The organism is Caballeronia sp. INML2 (genome assembly GCF_023631365.1).
Taxonomy (GTDB): domain Bacteria; phylum Pseudomonadota; class Gammaproteobacteria; order Burkholderiales; family Burkholderiaceae; genus Caballeronia; species Caballeronia turbans.
This window is the reverse complement of the sequence record NZ_JALQDH010000080.1, coordinates 10,629-30,562: the sequence shown is the minus strand read 5'-3', so window position 1 is coordinate 30,562 and position 19,934 is coordinate 10,629. Positions and strand designations below refer to the sequence as shown.

The following is a 19,934-nucleotide window of genomic DNA, read 5'->3' as shown; positions in this document are numbered from 1 at the left end:
AGTTCGACTCAAACGAATCACTCATCCCTCGATACGGTGCGAAAGCCGATATGCGAGGCGGGCAGATCCGCTTCCTGCTGCTCGCGCGACGACGCCCGATAACGCACGCAGTAGTCACGCGAGCACAGAAACGAGCCGCCCTTGATGACCATCGCCGTATCGTGCCGGCGCGTGGCGGGGGCGACGGCCGCGGTGTCTCCGTTCGAATGTGGCTGGCGCGCTCCCGTGTACGGATCGCGGGTCCACTCCCAGGCATTGCCGATCATGTCGTAGAGCCTGAAATCGTTGGCCGCATAGCAGCCGACTGGCGAGAGACCCGCGTGACCGTCCTCGGCCGAATCGAGCACGGGAAACACGCCTTGCCAGTAATTCGCCGATGGCTTGCCGTGCGTATCGCGCGGGGCGGCGTCCAGTTCAGCGCCTTCGTGACCGGCCTTGCCCGCGTATTCCCACTCGGCTTCCGTCGGCAGGTCACGTCCGAGCCAGTGCGCGTAGGCGAGCGCGTCGGCGAGCGTGACCATCGTGACGGGCTCATTTTCGTGGCTCTTCCACGTGCTCGAGGGACCTTGCGGATGCTTCCATGACGCACCCTTCACCCACGACCACCACGCGAGATCGCGTGCGTTCATTTCCTCACGCGTGGGCACGTGAAAGACGACCGCGCCGCCCTGGCGCTCGGCTTCAGTCACATAGCCGGTGGCCTCGACGAAGGTGGCGAACTGCGCATTCGTGACATCGGTCTGGTCGATCCAGAAGCCTCCGACTTTCGTTCTTCCGTCGCCGGCGGGACGCTCGTCCTCGTAACCGAGCTTGCTGCCGAACACGAACTCGCCGCCGCTGAGATGCACCATGCCCGCGTGCGAATCGTCACGCCAGTGCGCGGGCAGGCCAGTGTAACGCTCGCATTGCTGCTCGGAGCCGAGCGGTGCAAGCGCGCGTGTCAGATTGCGCGGATCGAAGCCGCGATCGGAGTCGACAGCGAGCGCGGCGCCGAAGCCTCCCGCGAAGAGTATGCCGATAACGAGCGCCGCGCCGCCGATGGTCTGCCAGTGTCGTTTCATGTCGCGCTCAGTAATAGCCGCGCGGACGTAGCGGCTCGACGCCTCCGACCGTGCTCATATAGGTGTTCCACTGCTGCACGAGACTGTCGATGATCGACGGATTCTGCGTCGCCACGTCGTTGTTCTCGCCGCGGTCGGCCTGCAAGTCGAAGAGCTGCCAGTGTCCATCGACGGGACCGCTCGGCGGTTCGGTCCACAGCGCCTTCCAGCGGCCGTCGGAGCTGCGCAGATAGCCGCGCCCGTAGGCCTCGTCGCCGAATGCGGCGGTGTGTACTTCGCCCGACGCATCGCCATTGAGCAACGGCAACAGCGATTGACCCGTCACCGGATACACATATCGGTTGTTGTAGACGACCTTGCCCTTGTTCGAATCGACGCCCGTCAACGTGTTGACGAGCGGCGGTGCAGCTTGCGTCGGCGGATCGATCTTCGCGATCGCGAGGAAGGTCGCCGTGTTGTCGGTGACGTGCGTGAATGCACGCAGCGTGGGCAGTTGCGCAGCCTGACCGGGCAGATGCACGATGAGCGGCGTCGACACACCGCCTTCGCCCGCGTAGCCTTTGGCGAGACGGAACGGCGTAGCGCTTACTTCGGCCCAGCGCAGGCCATATTGCAGGCGCTGTGCGTTCTGCTTGCCGTTGTCGGTGCCGAGCGTCGGGTAGATCGCGTCCGTCGCGTTCGCGGTGTCGGTTGCGATCGGGTCGGCGCCAGAATCGATCGGCCAGCCTTCCGCTCCGTTGTCCGACTGGAACATGATGAATGTGTTGTCGTATTCACCGATGTCCTTCAGATGCTGGATCAACAGCCCGATGTTGTGATCGAGGTTCTCGACCATGCCCGCGTAGATTTCCATATAGCGCGCCTGCGCTTTCTTCTCCGCGGTGGACAGACTGTTCCAGGACTTGTCGACGGTTCCCGGGCCATAGTCGCCGTAACCTTGCGCTGCGCTATGCACGGCGCTGACGTACTTCGCGTTCGCGGCGCCGTTGTTCGCCGTCGCGGGCGATTGAGTCAGTGTTTCCGGAGCACCCCGGTAGGGCGTGAAGTCGGCCGGAATGATGCCGAGCGCTTTTTGTCGCGCGATGCGCGCACTTCGGATCGCATCGTAGCCGGCGTCATACTTGCCCGCGTAGTTGTGCAGATAAGGCTCCGGCACCTGCAGCGGCCAGTGTGGCGACGTGTACGCGGCGTACGCGAAGAACGGTTTGCCGTCGCCCTTGTTCGAATCGATGTAGGCAATGAGCTTTTGCGTGTAGAAGTCGGTCGAATAGAACACGGCCGGACTGCCGCCCGTGCCGCCCGGCTGACCGGGCTGTCCCGGTTGCACGTATTGCCCGTCCTCGGTGTAATTCTTCGAGCCTGCGGGTTCATGCGCAAAGTGATTCGTCGCCGCGCCGCCGAGCAGCGCGTAGCTGCGCTCGAATCCCCACTGATCCGGCGTCTGTCCGCCGCCCGTCGCGCTGCCGACGATGCCCGAGCCGATATGCCATTTGCCCGCCATGTAGGTGTGGTATCCGCCGTCTTTGAGCAGTTGCGCCACCGACAGCGCGCGATCGTTCAAGTAGCCTTCGTAACCAGGCAGACCCTTGCGCTCGTCGGTGGGCACGCCCATCGTCCCTTCGCCGACGAGATGATGATCCGTGCCCGAAATCAGCATCGCTCGCGTGATGGCGCAGACGGTGCCGGTGTGATGATTCGTCAGGATGCGGCCCGACTGCACCAGCGCATCGAGGTTGGGCGTATTGATCTCACCGCCGAAGGCATGAATGTCCGAGTAGCCGAGATCGTCGGCCATGATGTAGAGGATGTTGGGACGCTTGGCGGCGGAGGCGACAGGCGTTGTGACGGGCGCGCCGTCGTCGGAAGAACCGCACGAGGCAAGCGTAAACAGACTGCCTATGGCAAGCGCGACTGCGGCGCGACGGAGCGCAATCGAACGGGACGAGATCATTGTCGTTATGGTAGGCCGTTGGAATGGAGCGGCGATGTTAGCAACGCGGCCCGGTGCGCCAAAGATCGATTTCTGCTTTGCTCCGCAGCGTGAACGATTTGTGTCGGTGCACGTCGCTCGTTGCCCGCCCTCGTGAATACAACGAAGGGCTATGTGAGTGCTGATCCTCGACTGTCATCGCGCGCTGCAAGAAGTACCGCCGCGCTATCCGGATCATCACTACGGTGTTCATGGGGAGCCTGCACAGCACTAGGCGCGGCCGTGGCTTCAGCTCGATCGCCGGATGGCTCGGCGCGCTCTTGAGTGTGATGCCGCTGCCTGACAAGCGTGGACCCTACCGTGATTCCGGTCGAAGATATGGTGAGCAAGATAAAAGTGGCGGTTGAAACTCGCAGCCACAGCGATTTCCAGATCGTTGCGCGCACCTTGCGCCCCAGCAGAAAATTGGATTCTCCCTAACCATTTATCCAGCGTCGGGCTTCTTAACCGTCGCAAAGGCGCTTGAAGATGTCTACGGGCAGATTCTCGCGCCGAAGTACGGAAGCCGCCGACGACGGGATGTATCCGTTCTCAGAGATGTGTGAGTTGATCGGGTTCCCTGCAGTGTGGGCGTTCGATCGCGCGCACGCCGACGAGGGCGCGACACGGCTCAATTTTCATCGTGCTCGTTTTAGGCCGCCGCTGTTCCCCTCGACGTTTGCACTATGCGCCTCCGCGGCCGACTAATTGCCCAACAGGGATTCAGCCGAACGGCCGTTGCAAATTGGCGGCCGTCGGTGGTTTCAAGTTCGGACCGTCTTGCATCATTCCTACCCGACTGATGTGTGACCTAGGAAATCGGCTCGAGGTGAACGAGCACTCCGCCTTGTTGAGCGGAAGCGTAGGCCGCGTCCATGACTTGCATCATCAGCTCCGCGTCGCGCAACGATGCGATCGGCTTTGCGCCGGTTTGGCTCTCGGCGAGCACCCGCTTGACGAACAAGGGGTAGTAGATATCAGTCTCGAGCTGGAGTCGGCGGCTTCGCGTACCTGCCGAAAGCTGATTCCGGTCGCGGAACTCGATTCTGTCCGGGCCAGACTTCGCGTACATACGGTCCGAAGAAAAAGTGAAGGAAAATTCGCGCTGCTCGTCGGCGGTACTGGGAAAGCTGTATCCCGTCTCGATAAGGCCGATCACGCCATCTTCGGTCTGCATGGTCACAAGCGAATAGTCTTCTACGGCGCCTCGATGCGTTCTTGCGTTCATGACGGCCGAGACACGGACAACCTCCTTGCCTGTGAGCAGCCGGAAAAAATCGATGAAGTGTGTCGCCAGGTTGATAGTGGATCCACCGCCGGAATAAACGGGGTTGACTGCCCAACCGGAGCCTGATGCTTCGTATCGACTCGGCGGTCCAGCAACGAAACGAAATGACATGTAGTTAAAGTCGGATGGTATGCGTCCCTCCGCTTCTCCAAGTGACCCGAGCAACTCGCTCATTCGGAAGATTAGCGGCACCGCGCAATAAAGATTCGCTTCTTCGGTCAGCGTGCGAAGCCGGGTGACTTGAGACATGTTGACGCCGCACGGCTTTTCTAACGCAAACGGAATGTTCCGCGCAATTACGGCCTCGGCAAGCGCAGGCATCTCGGAGTGCCGCCCGAACACGAAAGCGAAATCGACCTTCTCGCGCTCAAGTAACTCGTAGGCCGACGAGTAAAGCTTGCATCCGAAGCGTGCAGCGATCGCTTCGCCCTTCGCTTGCTGCGCATCGGAGACGGCAACCACCTCGATCCCGGGCGCTTCGAGCGCATCAAGATACAGCGGGACATGCCAGTGGCTCACCTCCAACAAGGCAACTTTCATACATGTTCTCCTTCGTAGATTCCGCCCGTTCTTGATTGAAGGGGTAACAACTGACTTAATTCGGCCGCTTTTCGCGACTGGGGCCGTGCGTGGCTGCTACGCTGCTCACGTCGCGCCGACGTCCACCCCGGCTCGGCCTTCAGGGCGGTAATCGAACCCGAGAAAGCGCAGTGCGTATAACGCCTGTCCTTGATGCATTGGACCGCCGTCCTGGGTACGGCATCCACGTGCCTGCGCGGCTCGGAGCAGCGGCGTCGGCTCGGCCGCATTAATGATGTCTACCACGATAGTGCCCGGTGCGAGCCGCTCCGGATCAACTGGCATGGCGTCGCTTGCTTTCATGCCGAGCGGCGTCGCATTGATCACGACCTCGAAACCATCCGGATCGGATGGCCCTGAACGCACAGCACGACCCGTTTCGGCGGCGACAGACGCCGCAAGATCCCTGGCACGGTGCTCGTCGACATCGGAGATCGTCAGCTTGCTAGCGCCTGCGTAAGCGACGGCAAATGCGATCGCTCTACCCGCGCCTCCTGCGCCGACGAGAAGCACTGACTTATTCGCCGGATGGTTGCCTTCCCACTGCATCCCAAGAACGCAGCCGATGCCATCGGATATCGCGCCGACCCAGCGACCATCCGGTTCGCAGCGGATGACGTTGAGCGCGCCGACCTCGCGAGCAGTCGAATCCAGCTCGTCGACAAATGCGAGCATCCGTTGTTTATGAGGCATCGTGACCAGCATGCCGGACAGATTGCCCATCGCTCGTGCTCCGCTAACGAAGGCCGAGAGGTTATCTGCCTCGACCCAGAAAGGAACGCAAGCCGCATCGGCGCGCTGTTCGAGAAACAGCCGGTTCAACAGTTGTGGCGACTTCGCGGAACTCAGCGGGTCGCCTACCAAACCGTAGAGGCGCGTTGTACCTGAGATATGTGATTGCATTTCGGTTTGATGTTCGATCTAGGACGAAGGTCAATTCGTGCACATTCGAACCGGCATACGGCGCCGAAGTGCACCTTTGCAGTGATGTCGAGCCTGCGTTGCGCCCACGCGCTGATTACGGCGAGCAGGCGGCTGGCGGCTGCTTAAGACCGCACCTTACTGGCAAACTCGGGTTCAGCGGCATCCTTGCTAGCCGAGGTTATGGCTTCTCTGCGTAGACGCTCATATTCGGCCTTCGGTACGGGAATCGCGTTGCGGTCGCCCAGATCGGCGAGGCGGATGCGGTAGGTTTCCCGGGTAGTGAACGCCGCAAACGCTGCGACCAGGCAGATGCCGAACGTGAGAAAGCCGATCTTCAACGGGATGTTGGAGGACCCGGGGGGCGCGACCGCGACGAAAAGCGACGGCAGCAAGGCACACAAAGTCGTCCCGACGTTTTGTCCAATCGCCATGCCGGTGACACGCACGCGCGTGCGGAACAGTTCGGGGAAGAGACTCGGGAACACGCCGTTGAAGCCTTGGTAAGCGACGCCCCACATGAGCATGGAAAAGACCAGTGAGAGCCAGATACTGTGGATGCTGATGGCGTACAGGTAGCCGAAAGCAAGGACCCCGGAGCTCAAGACGCCGACCAGAACCGGGGGCCTGCGACCAATCTTGTCCGAGAGGTTGCCAACGAGGGGGATCAATATTACGGAGCAAAGGTTGCCAAGCACCGGCACCCACAGAAAAACGGCGGCAGGAAAGCCAATGCCATACGCCGGCTGGACTGCATAGGTAGCACCGAACACGGTCGCTAGAAGCGCGGTGACCGCGGCAAGTGCCATGCCGACAACGCGCAAGACATCGCCCCAACTCTCGCGCAGGACCTCGATGACCGGAGAGGGAGGAACCTCTCCGTGTGCCTGTTCTTCAGAAAACGCGGGGGTTTCATCGACCTCGCGCCGAATGATGTAGCCCGCGATGATCACGACGACGCTCAGCAGAAACGGAATGCGCCAACCCCAGGAAGCAAACTGATCCTTCGGCATGAAGTGGGCGAGCGGTAAGAAGACGCCTGCCGCGAGGAGTTGCCCTGCCTGCACCCCTTGAAGGGTAAAGCTTGCGAAGTAGCCACGCCGTCCGAACGGCGCATGTTCGAGAATCATGGAGCTGGCGCCGGACATCTCTCCGGCGACTGCGAATCCTTGAATGAGCCGCAGGATGACGAGCAGCACTGGCGCCCAGATGCCGATCTGCTGATAGGTGGGCAAGAGGCCAACACACATCGTTGCGACGCCCATTAAGAGCATGCAGAAGATCAAGACCGTCTTGCGTCCGTGGCGGTCGCCGATGTGCCCGAGCACCATTGCCCCTATGGGTCGTGCGACATAGCCGACGCCAAAGGTCGCCAGGGAAGCGACGATGCCTACCGTTGGATTGTTTGAGGGAAAGAACAGCTGCGGGAACAGCAATGACGCCGCGGTCGCGTAGATGAAAAAGTCGTAGTACTCGAGCGCCGAGCCGATCCAGCCACTAGCGGCTGCGATCTTCGACTGGCGCTTGCCGTGAGGCTTAGCCGGTGCCTTTGCGTTCATGCCTGTCTCCATGGGTGATTGACTTTCCGGTGTTGCTGGTCTATTGTTGTAACACCGTTCCAATAGGAAGGATGTTACGCAAATCATGAGAGTTGTCAAGGGAGCAGTTGACCGGTCGCTGCAAGCGATCGAGTTGCTCGCACGTGAGGCGCGCTGGATGCGAATGTCCGACATCGCCGCCGAGCTCGAGCTGGAGAAGGGCCCCGCCCATCGAGTGCTTGCGCAGTTGTGCGAGCAGGGCTGGGCTGAACAGGATGAACACACATCCCAATACCGTCTGACTCTGAAGTTGTCCCTGCTCGGTCAGCGGTATTTGCATGGGCTTGGCCTGCCGGGCCTGGTGCAGCCGATCCTCGATGAGGTGGCCGCGCAATGCCGAGAATTGGTTCGCCTGACCGTAGTCAGCGAAGGGACGCTCGCGTGGCTGGCGTCCTCCCAAGGCGCGGCACCGGGCCTCATGTATTCGCCGTCAATGGATAGCCCGATTACCTTGCATACAACGGCGAACGGCAAGGTGTGGCTGGCGTCGATGCCAAACGACCGGGCGGTCGAATATGCATTGCGCGGGGGACTCGGAAAAGCAGCCACCCGCGCCTCTGGCCCTAAGGCGATCACCGGCGTCGAGCAGTTGATTCCGGAGTTGGAACTGACTCGGCAGCGCGGCTATGGGCTTGTTGTAGAAGAAGCCGAGCCTGGCGTTGCCGCGTTGGCGGTGCCCGTGCAGTCGTTGACCGACGGTACGGTGGTCGGCACGATGAGCATTGCTGGACCCGTAATGCGCGTTCAGCCCGAGCGTTATGACGACTTCTACGCGTTGTTGAAAGAAGCGGCTTCGAAGCTAGGTGCGGTATGGCCGCGCCGGAGCGTTGAGGCTAACGTAAGTGAGGCGGCTTGAAGATGACAGCCCCAGCACAGGCCGCCGAGGCAATCGCCAGTCCGCGCGAACAGGCAGCACGCCTTCTTGTGACAGCGCGCCAAAAAGGCGCGCTCGTCGAGAGACTGCCCGTCGAGCTACAGCCTGCGAATGTGGACGACGGTTTCGCGATCCAGCAAGAGGTCAGCCGACAACTAGGGCGGCGGACTGGCGCATGGAAATGCGCGCTTCCGCAGCCGGGCAAAGTCATCGCCGCTCCGATCTACGACGCTGATATTCATCGAGGCCTTGCATGTCGCATGCGCGGGTCTCCGCGTGGCTCTGTAAGGGCAGAACCAGAACTGGCCTGCCTACTGGACCGCGATCTGCCGCCACGGCGTGAAGCCTATGGCGAAGCCGAAGTGCTCGACGCTCTTGGGGACACGCACGTCGCGCTCGAACTGCTGGGCAGCCGCTATGCGCATCCCGAAGAGCTGACGTTCCCTGAACTACTGGCAGACGGGCTGTTTAACGCGGGCCTGGTTCTCGGACCCCGCGTTAGGCTCCTCGATGGCGCCACGCCGGCTGATCTCCCCGCGGAATTCAACGTCAGTCTGAGCGGAGTCGGGGAAGAAGCGGTCACCTTGGCGGGACGCCACCCCGATCGGGGCGTGCTCGCGCCGATCGTATGGCTCGCCAATTTCCTTCGCGTCCGCGGCCTCGGACTGTACGCAGGCCAAGCCGTAATCACCGGGTCTTACGCGGGCGTTCTGGAATTGCCAGTCGGTCGCGAGCTGCGTATCGGCTTCGGCGAGCTCGGCACATTACCGCTTACTTTACTGTTTTGAGAGGAGTACTAGATGCGTCTCGTCCGTTTCGGCCCGCCTGGTCAAGAGCACCCCGGTATCATCGATTCGAGCGGCGCGATCCGCGATCTTACCGGCATCGTGAACGACATTGACGGAACGACCGTCTCACCAGTCGGCCTTGCAAAGCTGAGCGAACTGGATCTGAGTCGTTTACCTGTCGTTAAGGCAGGGACGCGTCTCGGCGCTTGCGTCGGCAATGTCCGTAATCTCGTGTGCATTGGTCTGAACTACTCCGATCATGCTGCTGAAACCGACACGCCGATACCGCTCGAGCCTGTGGTGTTCAACAAGCACACGGGCTCCATCAGCGGCCCCAACGACCCGGTCGTCTTGCCCTCAGACGCACAAAAGCTGGATTGGGAGGTGGAGCTCGGCGTGGTGATCGGCAAACCCGCGTGGCAAATCGACGAAGCCGACGCGCTGGAGCACGTGGCGGGCTACTGCCTCGCGAATGATGTTTCCGAACGCGCCTATCAGCTCGAACGCGAAGGCCAGTGGACCAAGGGTAAGAGCGGATTTTCCTTCGCTCCGCTTGGTCCGTGGCTCGTGACGCGCGACGAAGTTCCCGATCCGCAGGCGCTCGACCTGTGGCTCGACGTGAACGGTACGCGCCGTCAGACCGGCAACACGCGCACGATGATTTTCAACGTCGCGCATATCGTGGCGTATCTCAGCCGCTTCATGCCTTTGATGGCTGGCGACGTGGTCATTACGGGCACGCCTCCCGGCGTAGGCCTCGGTCAGAAGCCGCCAGTCTTTCTCAAACCCGGCGACACCATGACGCTCGGCGGCAGCGGACTCGGCGCGCAGACCCAAAAGGTCGTGCAGTACGCAGAGTCTCTTGGCGCGGCCTGGGGCCGCGGCGAATATCCATCGGCACTGTAAGACGATTCTATTTTTAAAAAGGGAGGAGATATGAGCCTTGCTGGAACGGGCGTCGTCGCAATCTGGCATGACCTGCTGCCGGAAGCGAAAGATGATTTTTACGAGTGGCACAACCGCGAGCACATGCCCGAACGAGCGGGCATCCCTGGGTTCAGGCGCGGTCGGCGCTTCATAGCAATGGATGCAGGTCCGGAGTACTTCAATCTGTACGAGGCCGACACCGTCGAGGTGCTCGGCGCGCAAGACTACCTTTCTCGGCTGAATACGCCGACGCCGTGGACCAAGCAGGTCGTCGCCTCTTTCCGGAGCGTCGCACGCTCGATCTGTCACGTCGCCTATTCGGACGGCGTTGGGCAGGGTGCCTATCTCATGACGGTGCGCTTCGACGTGCCTTCGGATGCCCGGGCAGAGGTCGTGAAGGGTTTGCGTCAGCGCGTGCTGCCGCCGCTCGTGGATCTGCCAGGTATCACGGGCGTGCACCTGTGCCTTGCTGACGAAGCGGTCAGCAAGGTGGAAACGGCGGAGAAGAAGGCGCGCTCAGAAGGCACGCAGGTACCCACGTGGATCGTGTTAGTCGAAGGGTGCCGGGCGGACTATGCGCGTTCAGCCGTCGACCGCTTCGTTTCGGGACTGGCGGCATTGCCCCGGCCCGGCGCAACAACGCCGGACACGACGCTTTATCAACTCGAGTACACGCGCTGCAAAACACCCTGGAGCGCTGGCTAAGCGGTTAAACGTCGTCTGTCAACCGCTTCACGGCGCGTCTCGCGAGCCCCATGTGGCTAGGCGCGACCCGCTGTTACCGTGAGAAACGTAGGAGTAGTGCCATGTCGTTGAATATTGCCGACACGTCCGCCCGATCCGCCGCGTCGATGTCGGCTCGTGTCATACGGCTCAATCCTGCCGACGATGTCGTTATCGCACTCGAACAGCTTGTGTCCGGTACGGTGATTGACAAGGAAGCGGTGACAGTCTCAGGACTGATCCCGCCCGGGCACAAAGTGGCGACACGGGACATCGGGCAGGGTGAGGCGGTGCACCGCTATGGCCAGGTAATCGGCTTTGCCAGTCAGCCGATTCGCGCGGGGCAGCATGTACACACCCACAACCTCGCTATGGGCGACTTTGCGCGGGACTACGCGTTCGGTCAGGCCGCGCGTCAGACTGTACGCTCGAACGAGCCCGCAACATTTCAAGGCATTGTGCGCGCAGACGGCCGAGTTGCCACACGCAACTACATCGGGATCCTTACCTCGGTAAATTGCTCGGCCACGGTTGCGCGAGCCATTGCTGATCATTTTCGCCGCGACATTCATCCAGAGGAACTAGCCGCGTTCCCGAATGTTGATGGCGTCGTGGCGCTCACACACGGTTCCGGTTGCGCAATCGATTCGGAGGGCGACGGTCTTGCGATTTTGCAGCGCACGCTCGGCGGCTATGCATGCCATCCGAACTTCGCAAGCGTGCTGGTCGTGGGTCTCGGTTGTGAAACGAATCAAATCCCGCGACTTCTGGAGACGCAGGGACTCCGAGAACACGACCGCTTGCGAACGTTCACGATTCAAGACAGCGGTGGGACCACCTTGACGATCGCGAAGGGAATAGAACTGGTTCGGCGCATGTTGCCAGAAGCAAACAACGTAAGGCGAGAGTCGGTCAGTGCAAGTCATCTCACAGTCGGTCTCCAATGCGGAGGGTCCGACGGGTATTCGGGCATTACCGCCAATCCGGTGCTCGGCGCTGCCGTCGATCTGCTGGTGCAACACGGCGGCACCGCGATTCTCTCGGAGACGCCCGAAATCTATGGCGCGGAGCACTTACTGACGCGCCGCGCCGAAACGCCCGAGGTGGGCCGGAAGCTGATTGATCGCATCAAGTGGTGGGAAGCCTATGCGCATCGGCAAGGGGCGCAGATCAACAACAATCCGTCTGCGGGCAACAAGGCAGGTGGCTTGACGACCGTTCTTGAAAAATCGCTGGGAGGCATCGCGAAAGCCGGTTCCACCAATTTGACCGAAGTGTACGAGTACGCCCAGCCGATCACGGCGCGTGGCCTTGTTTTTATGGACACGCCGGGCTACGACCCAGTGTCGGCAACGGGCCAGGTAGCAGGCGGTGCGAACCTGATCTGCTTCACCACGGGGCGTGGTTCAGCTTACGGCTGCGCGCCCACGCCGTCGGTCAAGCTCGCGACCAACACGGCTCTGTGGCAACGACAGTCCGATGATATAGACCTGAACTGCGGAGAAGTGTTGGAAGGACGAGCGACGATCGAGCAACTGGGTCGAGTCCTTTTCGAATTGCTGCTAGATGTCGCCTCGGGGACCCGTTCTCGCAGTGAGCGGCACGGCTATGGACAGAACGAATTCGTACCTTGGCAGATTAGTGCAATCATGTGAGCGCGCATCAACATCAATTGACAATCTTGATTCTGCTAACCAGGTAGCGGTCTTCGCCGCAGGCCTTTCCTAGGCAGGCGCGTCTATGCGAGGGAGCGCAGTTGGAGGGCGGCTATGCATCGGACATCCGCCGCTCGACACTCGCCGGATCGAAGGTCTGCTTGGGGTCGAGGCTGTATAAAAACGCGTTGGTTGCCTATAGTTAGTCAACGGGTCTTTCGACGGTGGCCCATGAAGCGATTTATTGAAGGCGCGGCGCGAGATCAAGTTGCACTGCTACCTGAGTGTCCCGACGATTACGTCGATGCCGATAACGCCGTACGGAGCTTGACCTGATAGGTCTTGGCTTCGAGCGAGCCTCGCCCTCGTTGGTGGGCAGACCGGCATATCATCCGTCGACCTTGCTCAAGCTTTACATCTACGGGTACTTGAATCGAATTCAATCGAGTCGCCGCCTTGAGCGGGAAGCGCGACGGAATCTCGAACTGATCTGGTTGACAGGCCGGCTGGCGCCTGACTTCAAGACCATCGCGGACTTTCGGAAGGACAACGGCGTTGCGATCTGCAAAGTCTGTCGCGAGTCGTGTTGCTTTGCCGCCGGTTGAAGCTATTCGCAGACGCGACCGTTGCTATCGACGGCAGCAAATTTAGGGCGGTCAACAACCGTGACAAGAACTTTGCCGGCCGCAAGCTTCCGGCTCGCATGGAGCAACTGGAACAAAGCATTGCCCGCTATAAGGATGAGCTGGACCGGGCCGATCGAGAGCCGGCGAGCCTGCCGGTGAACGAATCGTAGCTCCGGAACTTCGCGCCATCCGCCGTCGATACAGCCGTGTCATTCTTTGGTATATGACCCCCGCTGATCGATGAGTGGCAACTCGGCGTAGGGCGCGCCAATTTACTAATTGGGGGTTTGGACCGTCGGAGACGCTTGGCAAACGCCCTGCCTTATTGATACTAGGTGGCCAATACGCCTCCCGGACAGCCTAAGACGACTGCGAAGTCCAATGAGTGCGCGCTCGAGGTCACGACAGTTCGCGGCCTTCGTCGGTCTCACGTCGCAAAGCTGTATTTACAACGGTGTTATCGCTTTGCGGTCTCCGGGTCGCGCAGCGCCGTGCGATCCCAGCCGCCTCCTAGCGCCTTGAGCAGTTGAACGCTAGCATTCAGTCGGCGCGCGTCGATCGTCTCGCCGTTGCGCTGGTTTTCGAGCGCGATGGTCTGCGCGCTGGCGACCTCCAGATAGTCAACTGCCCCCGCGTGATAGCGGTTCGTCGCGAGCCTCAGTGAGAGCTCGGCGGCGGCCGTCGCTCGCTGCTGGCTCTGCGCCTCCTGCGCCAGTGTGTTCAGCGTGTTGAGGCTGTCCTCGACTTCCTGAAAGGCCGTGAGTACCGTCTGCCGGTAATCGGCGACGGCTCCTTCGTATTGAGCGTTCGCCTTGGCGAGCGTGGCCTCGCGGCGGCCGCCGTCGAATAGCGTGCCCGTCAGTTGAGACCCGAGCGACCAGAACAGACTCGATGCTGTGAGCCACGGCGCGAAAAATGTACTCTCCAGTCCCGCCGATGCCGTAAGCGTGAGATCGGGATAAAAGGCCGCACGTTCAACACCAATCTGCGCATTGGCGGCCGCGACCCGGCGCTCTGCCGCGGCTATGTCGGGGCGGCGTTCAAGCAGTTCGGATGGCACTCCTGCCGGAATGTCCGGGAGTGTGATCGACCACGTCTTGGACGGAAGAGTGAACGAAGACGCCGGCACGCCGCACAGCGTCGCGATGGCGTCCTGCATGTGCGTGCGCCTCACGTCGATGTCGCTGTCCTGCGTGCGGGCGCTTTCGAGTTGAGTTTGCGCCTGCGCGACGGCGGAGGCATCGACGGCGCCATCGTCAAGCTGCTGCTGGAGGATGCCCAGCGAGGACCCGTAGGCGGTCACAGTGTCGTTGAGCAACTGCTTCTGACGATCGAGCGAACGTAACTCGAAGTAATCGGCGGCGAGTTCGCTCGTGACCGATAGCCGCACGGCTTCGAGATCAGCCTGGCCTGCCTGCGAGCTGGCGCTGGCCTGCGCGGTGGCGTCCTTCACCCGGCCGAAGAGATCGGGCTCCCAGCTGGTGACAAGCCCCGCCGAATAGTCGGGAATGGTCTTTCCCGCGAGAGCCCGATGCTGAAGATTCTGCGACGTGCGAAAGCGCTCCTGTGAAACGCCTGCGCTCACCGTCGGTGCGTAGCCCGCACGCTGATAAGCTACGATCGCGCGTGCTGCCTCCAATTGCGCGACTGCCTTCTTCACGGTTTCGTTCGAAACATCGACCCGCTCTTCAAGCTGGTCGAGCTCGCGGTCACCGAATACGGTCCACCAGGGGCCGCGCGGCGTACTATCGCCGGGTGACGCGACCGTCCACCCGGCCGACGGCTGGGCGGCTGAATAGTGCGCGGGAACGTCGACAGCAGGCGCACTGTAGCGTGGCAGTGTAGAGCAGGCGCCTAAGGTGCCTGCGAGGCACACGGCAAGCACCGCGCGGAAGGGCGCCGCAGAGAGATCGAGCATGATGTGTGTCCACTTACGTTTTGCTGTTCGTACGAAGGGCTTCGCCGTCGCGAATCGAATCGCCTGGGTTGTCTATCACGCGATCGGCCGGCTGGAGTCCCGTCGCGATCTCGACATAGACTCCGAAGTCACGTCCGATGGTGACCTGCTTCAGCTTTGCCTTGCCGTCGCTGCCCAGTACCGCGACGGTCACGCCAGCGGGCCGGAACAGGAGCGCGCTCGCCGGAAGCTGGAGTCCGGGCGAGGAGTTCGGAAGCGAGAGATGAAGCTCCGCGTAGGCGCCCGGCATCAGCGCACCATCCCGGTTGTCGATATCGGCCTCGACGTGCAACGTGCGGCTCACAGGATCGATCGCGCCTGCGCTGCGCGCGATGGTAGCCGTGAAACGGCGCCCCGGATATTGCTGCGACGTGAGATAGACCGCAGCGCCCGGCTGCACGCTTGCCGCATCGTCCTGAGGCACATCGGCGAAGACGCGCAGGCGGTCCGTCTGCTCGATATGCATCAACTCTCCGCGCATGCCTGCCAGGCCCGGCGCGCCGCCCGCCGTCACGAGCGAGCCGATGTCAATGTTGCGCACGGTGATCACGCCATCGAATGGCGCGGTCACTTTCTGGTACGACACCATCTCCTGAAGCTGCGTGACATCCGCCTGCTTCGACTGCAACGCGGCGCGCTTCGCGTCGCTGTCGCTGGTCTTCGCATCGGCGTCCTGCTGCGAGACGGATTGCGTCTGAAGCATCGTCTGCCAGCGCGAGGCCGTGCTGCTCGCGAAGCGATAGTCGGCTTCTGCCATCGCAGCATCGGCGCGGGCTTGCTGAAGATGCGCGTCGAGCTCGGGCGTCTCAATGCTCGCAAGGAGCTGTCCGGCCTTCACGTGCGTGCCGATGTCCGCGTACCACTGCCGCACATAGCCGCTTGTGCGTGCATAGATCGAAGCATCGGCCCAGGGCATCACGGATGCGGGCAGAAGCAGTTCCTGCGTCGCGGGCGCCTGCTTCGGCGAGATCGTCGAGACGATCGGCTCGCGCTGCTCGTCAATCTGATGTGTCTGCGCGGCGCGCGCATGCAGTCGGGGCATGATGCCGGCGACGAGCATGATCGCGACGAGTCCGGCGATCGCGGCAGGGATCGGGCGCAGCCGCGTGGGAGTGGGCGATTCCATTCGAGGTCCTCATTCGATGCTTGGGGGGAGTTCGGCAGATCCGGGCCGGTTCGTGCGACGCTTCGCCAGCCAGCCGTGCACCATGCCGAACACCACCGGCACGAATATGAGCGTGGACAGGGTGCCGATGGCGAGGCCGCCAATCACTGCGCGGCCGAGCGGCGCGTTCTGTTCGCCGCCGTCGCCGAGGCCGAGTGCCATCGGCATCATGCCGATCAACATGGCGAGCGCGGTCATCAGCACGGGGCGGAATCGGTTGAAGCCGGCATCGAGCGCGGCGGCGAGCGGTGGCGCGCCGCCGAGCAGTGCGTCGCGCGCGGTATTGATGACGAGAATGCTGTTTGCCGTCGCAATGCCGATGCACAGGATTGCGCCGGTAAGCGCGGGCACGGAGAGCGTCGTCTGCGTGACGAAGAGCATCCAGGCGATGCCCGCCATCGAACCCGGCAGGCCGCTGATGATAATGAGCGGATCGATCCACGACTGAAAATTCACGACCATCAGCAGATAGACGAGGGCAACGGCAAATACGAGCCCGAGGCCCAGGCCACTGAACGATTCGCTCATCGACTGCACCTGACCGCGAATCACGATAGACGAGCCGGGCGGCAGGTGCGCGCGCTCGGCGTCGACGAGCTTGGTCACGTCCGCGGCGACGCCGCCGAGATCGCGATACTGCGTCGACGCGAAGATATCCAGCACGGGCTGCACGTTGTAGTGTGAGACTACGGCCTCCTGCTCGCTGCGCGAGGTGGTGCCGAGCGTGCCGAGTTGATTCTGCGGATTGAGCGACACGTTCTTGGTCGTAACCGGGATGTTCGCGAGCGATTGCAAGGAATGAATGTCCCATTGCGGCACTTCCGCCATCAGCGGATAACTCACGCCGTTCTTCGGATCAAGCCAAAAGTTTGGCGTCGTCTGCGAGCTGCCGCTTAACGCGATCAGCAGGTTCTGTGCGACGTCGCGCTGTGTGAGCCCCGCCTGCATGGCCTTCGTTCGATCGACGTTCACGTTGATGGTCGGTTCGTCGCCAGGTTGCTGAATGCGCGCATCGACGAGACCCCGCACGCCGCGCATTTCATCGAGCAGACGATTCGCGACCGCGCGGTTCTCATCGAGCCTGTTGCCGACGATCTGCACGTCGATCGGCGCGGGCAGGCCGAAATTGAGAATCTGGCTGACGATATCCGCGGGCAGGAAAGCGAAGCTCACACCGGGAAACGAAGCATTCAGCACATTTCGCAGCTTCGAGACGTACAGCTCGGTCGGCTGGTGTTTCGGCGCGAGCGTGATAAGGATGTCAGCGTCTTCGGGGCCGATCGGGTCCGACGAATCGTATGTCAGGTTGATGCCGCTCACCGGCACGCCGATGTTGTCGAGCACTGCGGCCTGTTCGTTCGCGGGAATTAAGCTGCGGATTTTCGCTTCTACCTCATCGGTGATGCGCGCTGTCTCTTCGATGCGCGTTCCGGTTGGCGCGCGCAGATGCAGGCGAATCTCGCCGGTATCGACGGACGGGAAGAAGTCGCGTCCTTCGAATGGCACCAGCACGAGAGATGCGAGGCACAGCGCGATCCAGAGCGGCACGAAGCGGCGTCGGTTGTCGATGGCCCGTTGCAGCACGTCTCGATAGCGTGCGCGTAAAGCTTCAAAGCGATTTTCGAACGCCGACTGGAAGCGCGTCAGTGCACCGCCGATGCCACGCACCGCCTTGCTCGTTTTCGATGGCGCGCGCATCAGATACATCGCCAGCGTCGGAATGAGCGTGCGCGAAAAGAAGTACGACGCGCACATCGCGAAGATCACGGCTTCGGCGAGCGGCACGAAGAGATAGCGCGCGACGCCCGAAAGCAGGAACATCGGCACGAAGACGATGCAGATTGAAAGCGTCGAGACGAAGGTCGGCACTGCGATCTCGCCGGACCCATTAAGGATCGCGCCGTGCAGCGGCTCACCGTTCTCAAGATGATGCGTGATGTTCTCGATTGCCACGGTCGCATCGTCGACGAGAATGCCGACCGCGAGCGCAAGCCCGCCGAGCGTCATGATGTTGAGCGTCTGACCGAGCGCACTTAGCGCGATCAGCGATGTAAGCACCGCGAGCGGAATCGACACCGCGATGATGAGCGTCGCGCGCCAGCTCCCGAGGAACAGCAGGATCATCACGGCGGTGAGGCAGGCCGCGATCAGTGCCTCCCGCACGACTCCCGAGATCGCGGACTTCACGAATACGGACTGATCGGAGAGCGGCGTGATCTTGAGCGCCTTGGGGAGGCCGGCTGCGATTTTGGGAAGCATGGCCTTGACCTGACCGATGATCGTCAGCGTCGATGCGCTGCCGGTCTTCTCGACCTGAAGCAGCGCCGCGCGCTTGCCGTCGGACCGCACGATGTTGGTCTGAGGTGCGAAGCCGTCTATCACATGCGCGACGTCGCGCACATAGATGACGTCGCCCTTCGCGGTCTTGATCGGCAGGTCGTTCAATGCCGCGACGGTCTGCGTGCTGCCGTTCATCTCGACGTTGTATTCGCGCGTGCCGATCTTCGCGGTCCCGCCCGGCAGTATCAGATTCTGCGCGTTGACCGCATTGACCACGTCGACGGGCGCAAGGCCTTTCGCCTGCAGCTTTGCCGGATCCAGCTCGACCATGATCTGACGGATCTTGCCGCCGTAAGGCAAGGGCACGGCGGCGCCCTGAACCGTTGCGAGTTGAGTGCGGATGAAGCTGTTGCCGAGATCGTAAAGCGTCTGTTCGGGCAGCGTCTTGCTGGAAAGACCGAGCTGCAGCACCGGAACGGTCGAAGCGTTGTACGTGATGATGTTCGGCGGTAGCGTGCCCGGCGGCAGCACGCGAAGAATCGATGCCGAATTGGACGCCGCCTGCGCAATGGCGCGATTGATATCCGCGCCCGGATGAAAAAAGATCTTCACGACAGAAACGCCGTTGAGCGATTGCGATTCGATGTGCTCGATATCGTCCACATCGGTGGTCAGCGCGCGCTCGTAGTTCGATGTGATGCGCTTGGCCATGTCTTCCGCCGAGAAGCCGTTGTACGACCAGACGATGCTGACGACCGGAATGTCGATGTTCGGAAAGATGTCGGTGGGCGTGCGCAGGATCGCGAGCGGCCCCAAAATGAAGAGGAGCACCGCGAGAACGATGAACGTATAGGGCCGTCGCAGGGCCAGTTTGACAATCCACATGGTGCTGGTCCGTTTGAAAGGTGGGCGAGCGGTAGACGCGCGATTGCAGCAAAGTCCAGCGCAGTTTTGCCGTTGGTCCGATGCATCCTTTCCGAATGAAGGCGCCCGGGGAGCGCATTGGGCGACGCGCGAACTTAGCTCGCATGGCGAGAGGCGGCCCTTTCGGCGCACCTCCTCCGAATGGACTCACGATACGATCTTGGAACGCTCTGCGCCATCAGACTTGCATTCGGCGTTCTCATCTCTCCGTATAGGGTCGGAAAGGCAGTACAGGCGCAGATCTGGAGCGTTTGAACCTCCACCTATGCCACGTCCCGCTGCACTGATTTGAGTGCTGAGCCAATCTGGGGGATCCCACGCAGACGTTAGCCAGAAATGAATTCCGTCAGCCCATTGCACGTAGTTTCGCCGCGACCAGGGTCTGTATTGACCGACTTCTCCCTGACTGGGAAAGGGTAGAGTGAATGCTCACCTCTGCGTAAATGCGTCGACAATCAAGGTCCGACGCGCGAGTTGAGGTTCGTCTCGACTGTTCGCGACGTTCGTGACTGAAAGTGAGAGCGCCCGACGAGACAGGGAAGCGCTGCGCGCGTAGTTGGTCACGAGCTGGGTCGCTTCAGCGCTATACCTTAATATGC

General features: G+C 61.6%; 13 protein-coding genes and 1 pseudogene. 6 read left to right on the top strand and 8 right to left on the bottom strand.

The annotated features are described in order from the left end of the window. Positions 1 to 17 precede the first annotated feature (17 nt). The 5 genes from NCT32_RS27595 to NCT32_RS27575 all read right to left on the bottom strand — a co-directional run bounded on the left by NCT32_RS27595 (position 18) and on the right by NCT32_RS27575 (position 7,377). The gene (locus tag NCT32_RS27595) at positions 18 to 1,061 is read right to left on the bottom strand and encodes a formylglycine-generating enzyme family protein (RefSeq protein ID WP_061121612.1); all 1,044 of its coding nucleotides are present in this window, start codon (positions 1,059 to 1,061) and stop codon (positions 18 to 20) included. A gap of 7 nt (positions 1,062 to 1,068) precedes the next feature. Beyond that, positions 1,069 to 3,012, bottom strand: coding sequence for an arylsulfatase (locus NCT32_RS27590; protein ID WP_250490666.1), 1,944 nt, complete (start codon positions 3,010 to 3,012; stop codon positions 1,069 to 1,071). 829 nt (positions 3,013 to 3,841) lie between these two features. Next, entirely contained in the window at positions 3,842 to 4,858 is a 1,017-nt protein-coding gene (locus NCT32_RS27585) for a Gfo/Idh/MocA family protein (protein WP_250490665.1), read from the bottom strand. A 105-nt stretch (positions 4,859 to 4,963) separates the two neighbouring features. Further along, positions 4,964 to 5,800 (bottom strand): shikimate dehydrogenase, encoded by an 837-nt coding sequence (locus NCT32_RS27580; RefSeq protein WP_250490664.1) that lies wholly within the window; start codon positions 5,798 to 5,800, stop codon positions 4,964 to 4,966. A gap of 143 nt (positions 5,801 to 5,943) precedes the next feature. Further along, positions 5,944 to 7,377, bottom strand: coding sequence for an MFS transporter (locus tag NCT32_RS27575; protein WP_250490663.1), 1,434 nt, complete (start codon positions 7,375 to 7,377; stop codon positions 5,944 to 5,946). Between the two features lie 85 nt (positions 7,378 to 7,462). Here NCT32_RS27575 and NCT32_RS27570 point away from each other — a divergent pair, with 85 nt between their 5' ends. From NCT32_RS27570 to NCT32_RS27545, 6 genes and pseudogenes are all read left to right on the top strand, one after another. Continuing rightward, positions 7,463 to 8,272: an IclR family transcriptional regulator gene (locus tag NCT32_RS27570; protein ID WP_250490662.1), complete on the top strand. Its 810-nt coding sequence runs from the start codon at positions 7,463 to 7,465 to the stop codon at positions 8,270 to 8,272. Positions 8,273 to 8,274: 2 nt separating this feature from the next. After that, on the top strand, positions 8,275 to 9,078 hold the full coding sequence (locus tag NCT32_RS27565; RefSeq protein WP_250490727.1) for a 2-keto-4-pentenoate hydratase: 804 nt from the start codon (positions 8,275 to 8,277) through the stop codon (positions 9,076 to 9,078). 12 nt (positions 9,079 to 9,090) lie between these two features. Continuing rightward, positions 9,091 to 9,984, top strand: coding sequence for a fumarylacetoacetate hydrolase family protein (locus NCT32_RS27560; RefSeq protein WP_061121619.1), 894 nt, complete (start codon positions 9,091 to 9,093; stop codon positions 9,982 to 9,984). Between the two features lie 30 nt (positions 9,985 to 10,014). Continuing rightward, on the top strand, positions 10,015 to 10,710 hold the full coding sequence (locus NCT32_RS27555; RefSeq protein ID WP_061121620.1) for a hypothetical protein: 696 nt from the start codon (positions 10,015 to 10,017) through the stop codon (positions 10,708 to 10,710). Positions 10,711 to 10,811: 101 nt separating this feature from the next. Further along, positions 10,812 to 12,383, top strand: a complete 1,572-nt coding sequence (locus tag NCT32_RS27550; RefSeq protein ID WP_061121637.1) for a UxaA family hydrolase — start codon at positions 10,812 to 10,814, stop codon at positions 12,381 to 12,383. A gap of 231 nt (positions 12,384 to 12,614) precedes the next feature. Next, a pseudogene (locus NCT32_RS27545) lies at positions 12,615 to 13,149 on the top strand (transposase); the annotation flags it as partial. A gap of 317 nt (positions 13,150 to 13,466) precedes the next feature. Here the strand turns inward: NCT32_RS27545 and NCT32_RS27540 are convergent. The 3 genes from NCT32_RS27540 to NCT32_RS27530 are packed head-to-tail and all read right to left on the bottom strand — an operon-like array spanning position 13,467 to position 19,296. Then, positions 13,467 to 14,927, bottom strand: a complete 1,461-nt coding sequence (locus NCT32_RS27540) for an efflux transporter outer membrane subunit (protein ID WP_061121623.1) — start codon at positions 14,925 to 14,927, stop codon at positions 13,467 to 13,469. 13 nt (positions 14,928 to 14,940) lie between these two features. Beyond that, positions 14,941 to 16,092 (bottom strand): efflux RND transporter periplasmic adaptor subunit, encoded by a 1,152-nt coding sequence (locus tag NCT32_RS27535; protein ID WP_061121624.1) that lies wholly within the window; start codon positions 16,090 to 16,092, stop codon positions 14,941 to 14,943. A gap of 9 nt (positions 16,093 to 16,101) precedes the next feature. After that, the gene (locus NCT32_RS27530; RefSeq protein ID WP_250490661.1) at positions 16,102 to 19,296 is read right to left on the bottom strand and encodes an efflux RND transporter permease subunit; all 3,195 of its coding nucleotides are present in this window, start codon (positions 19,294 to 19,296) and stop codon (positions 16,102 to 16,104) included. Positions 19,297 to 19,934: the final 638 nt, after the last annotated feature.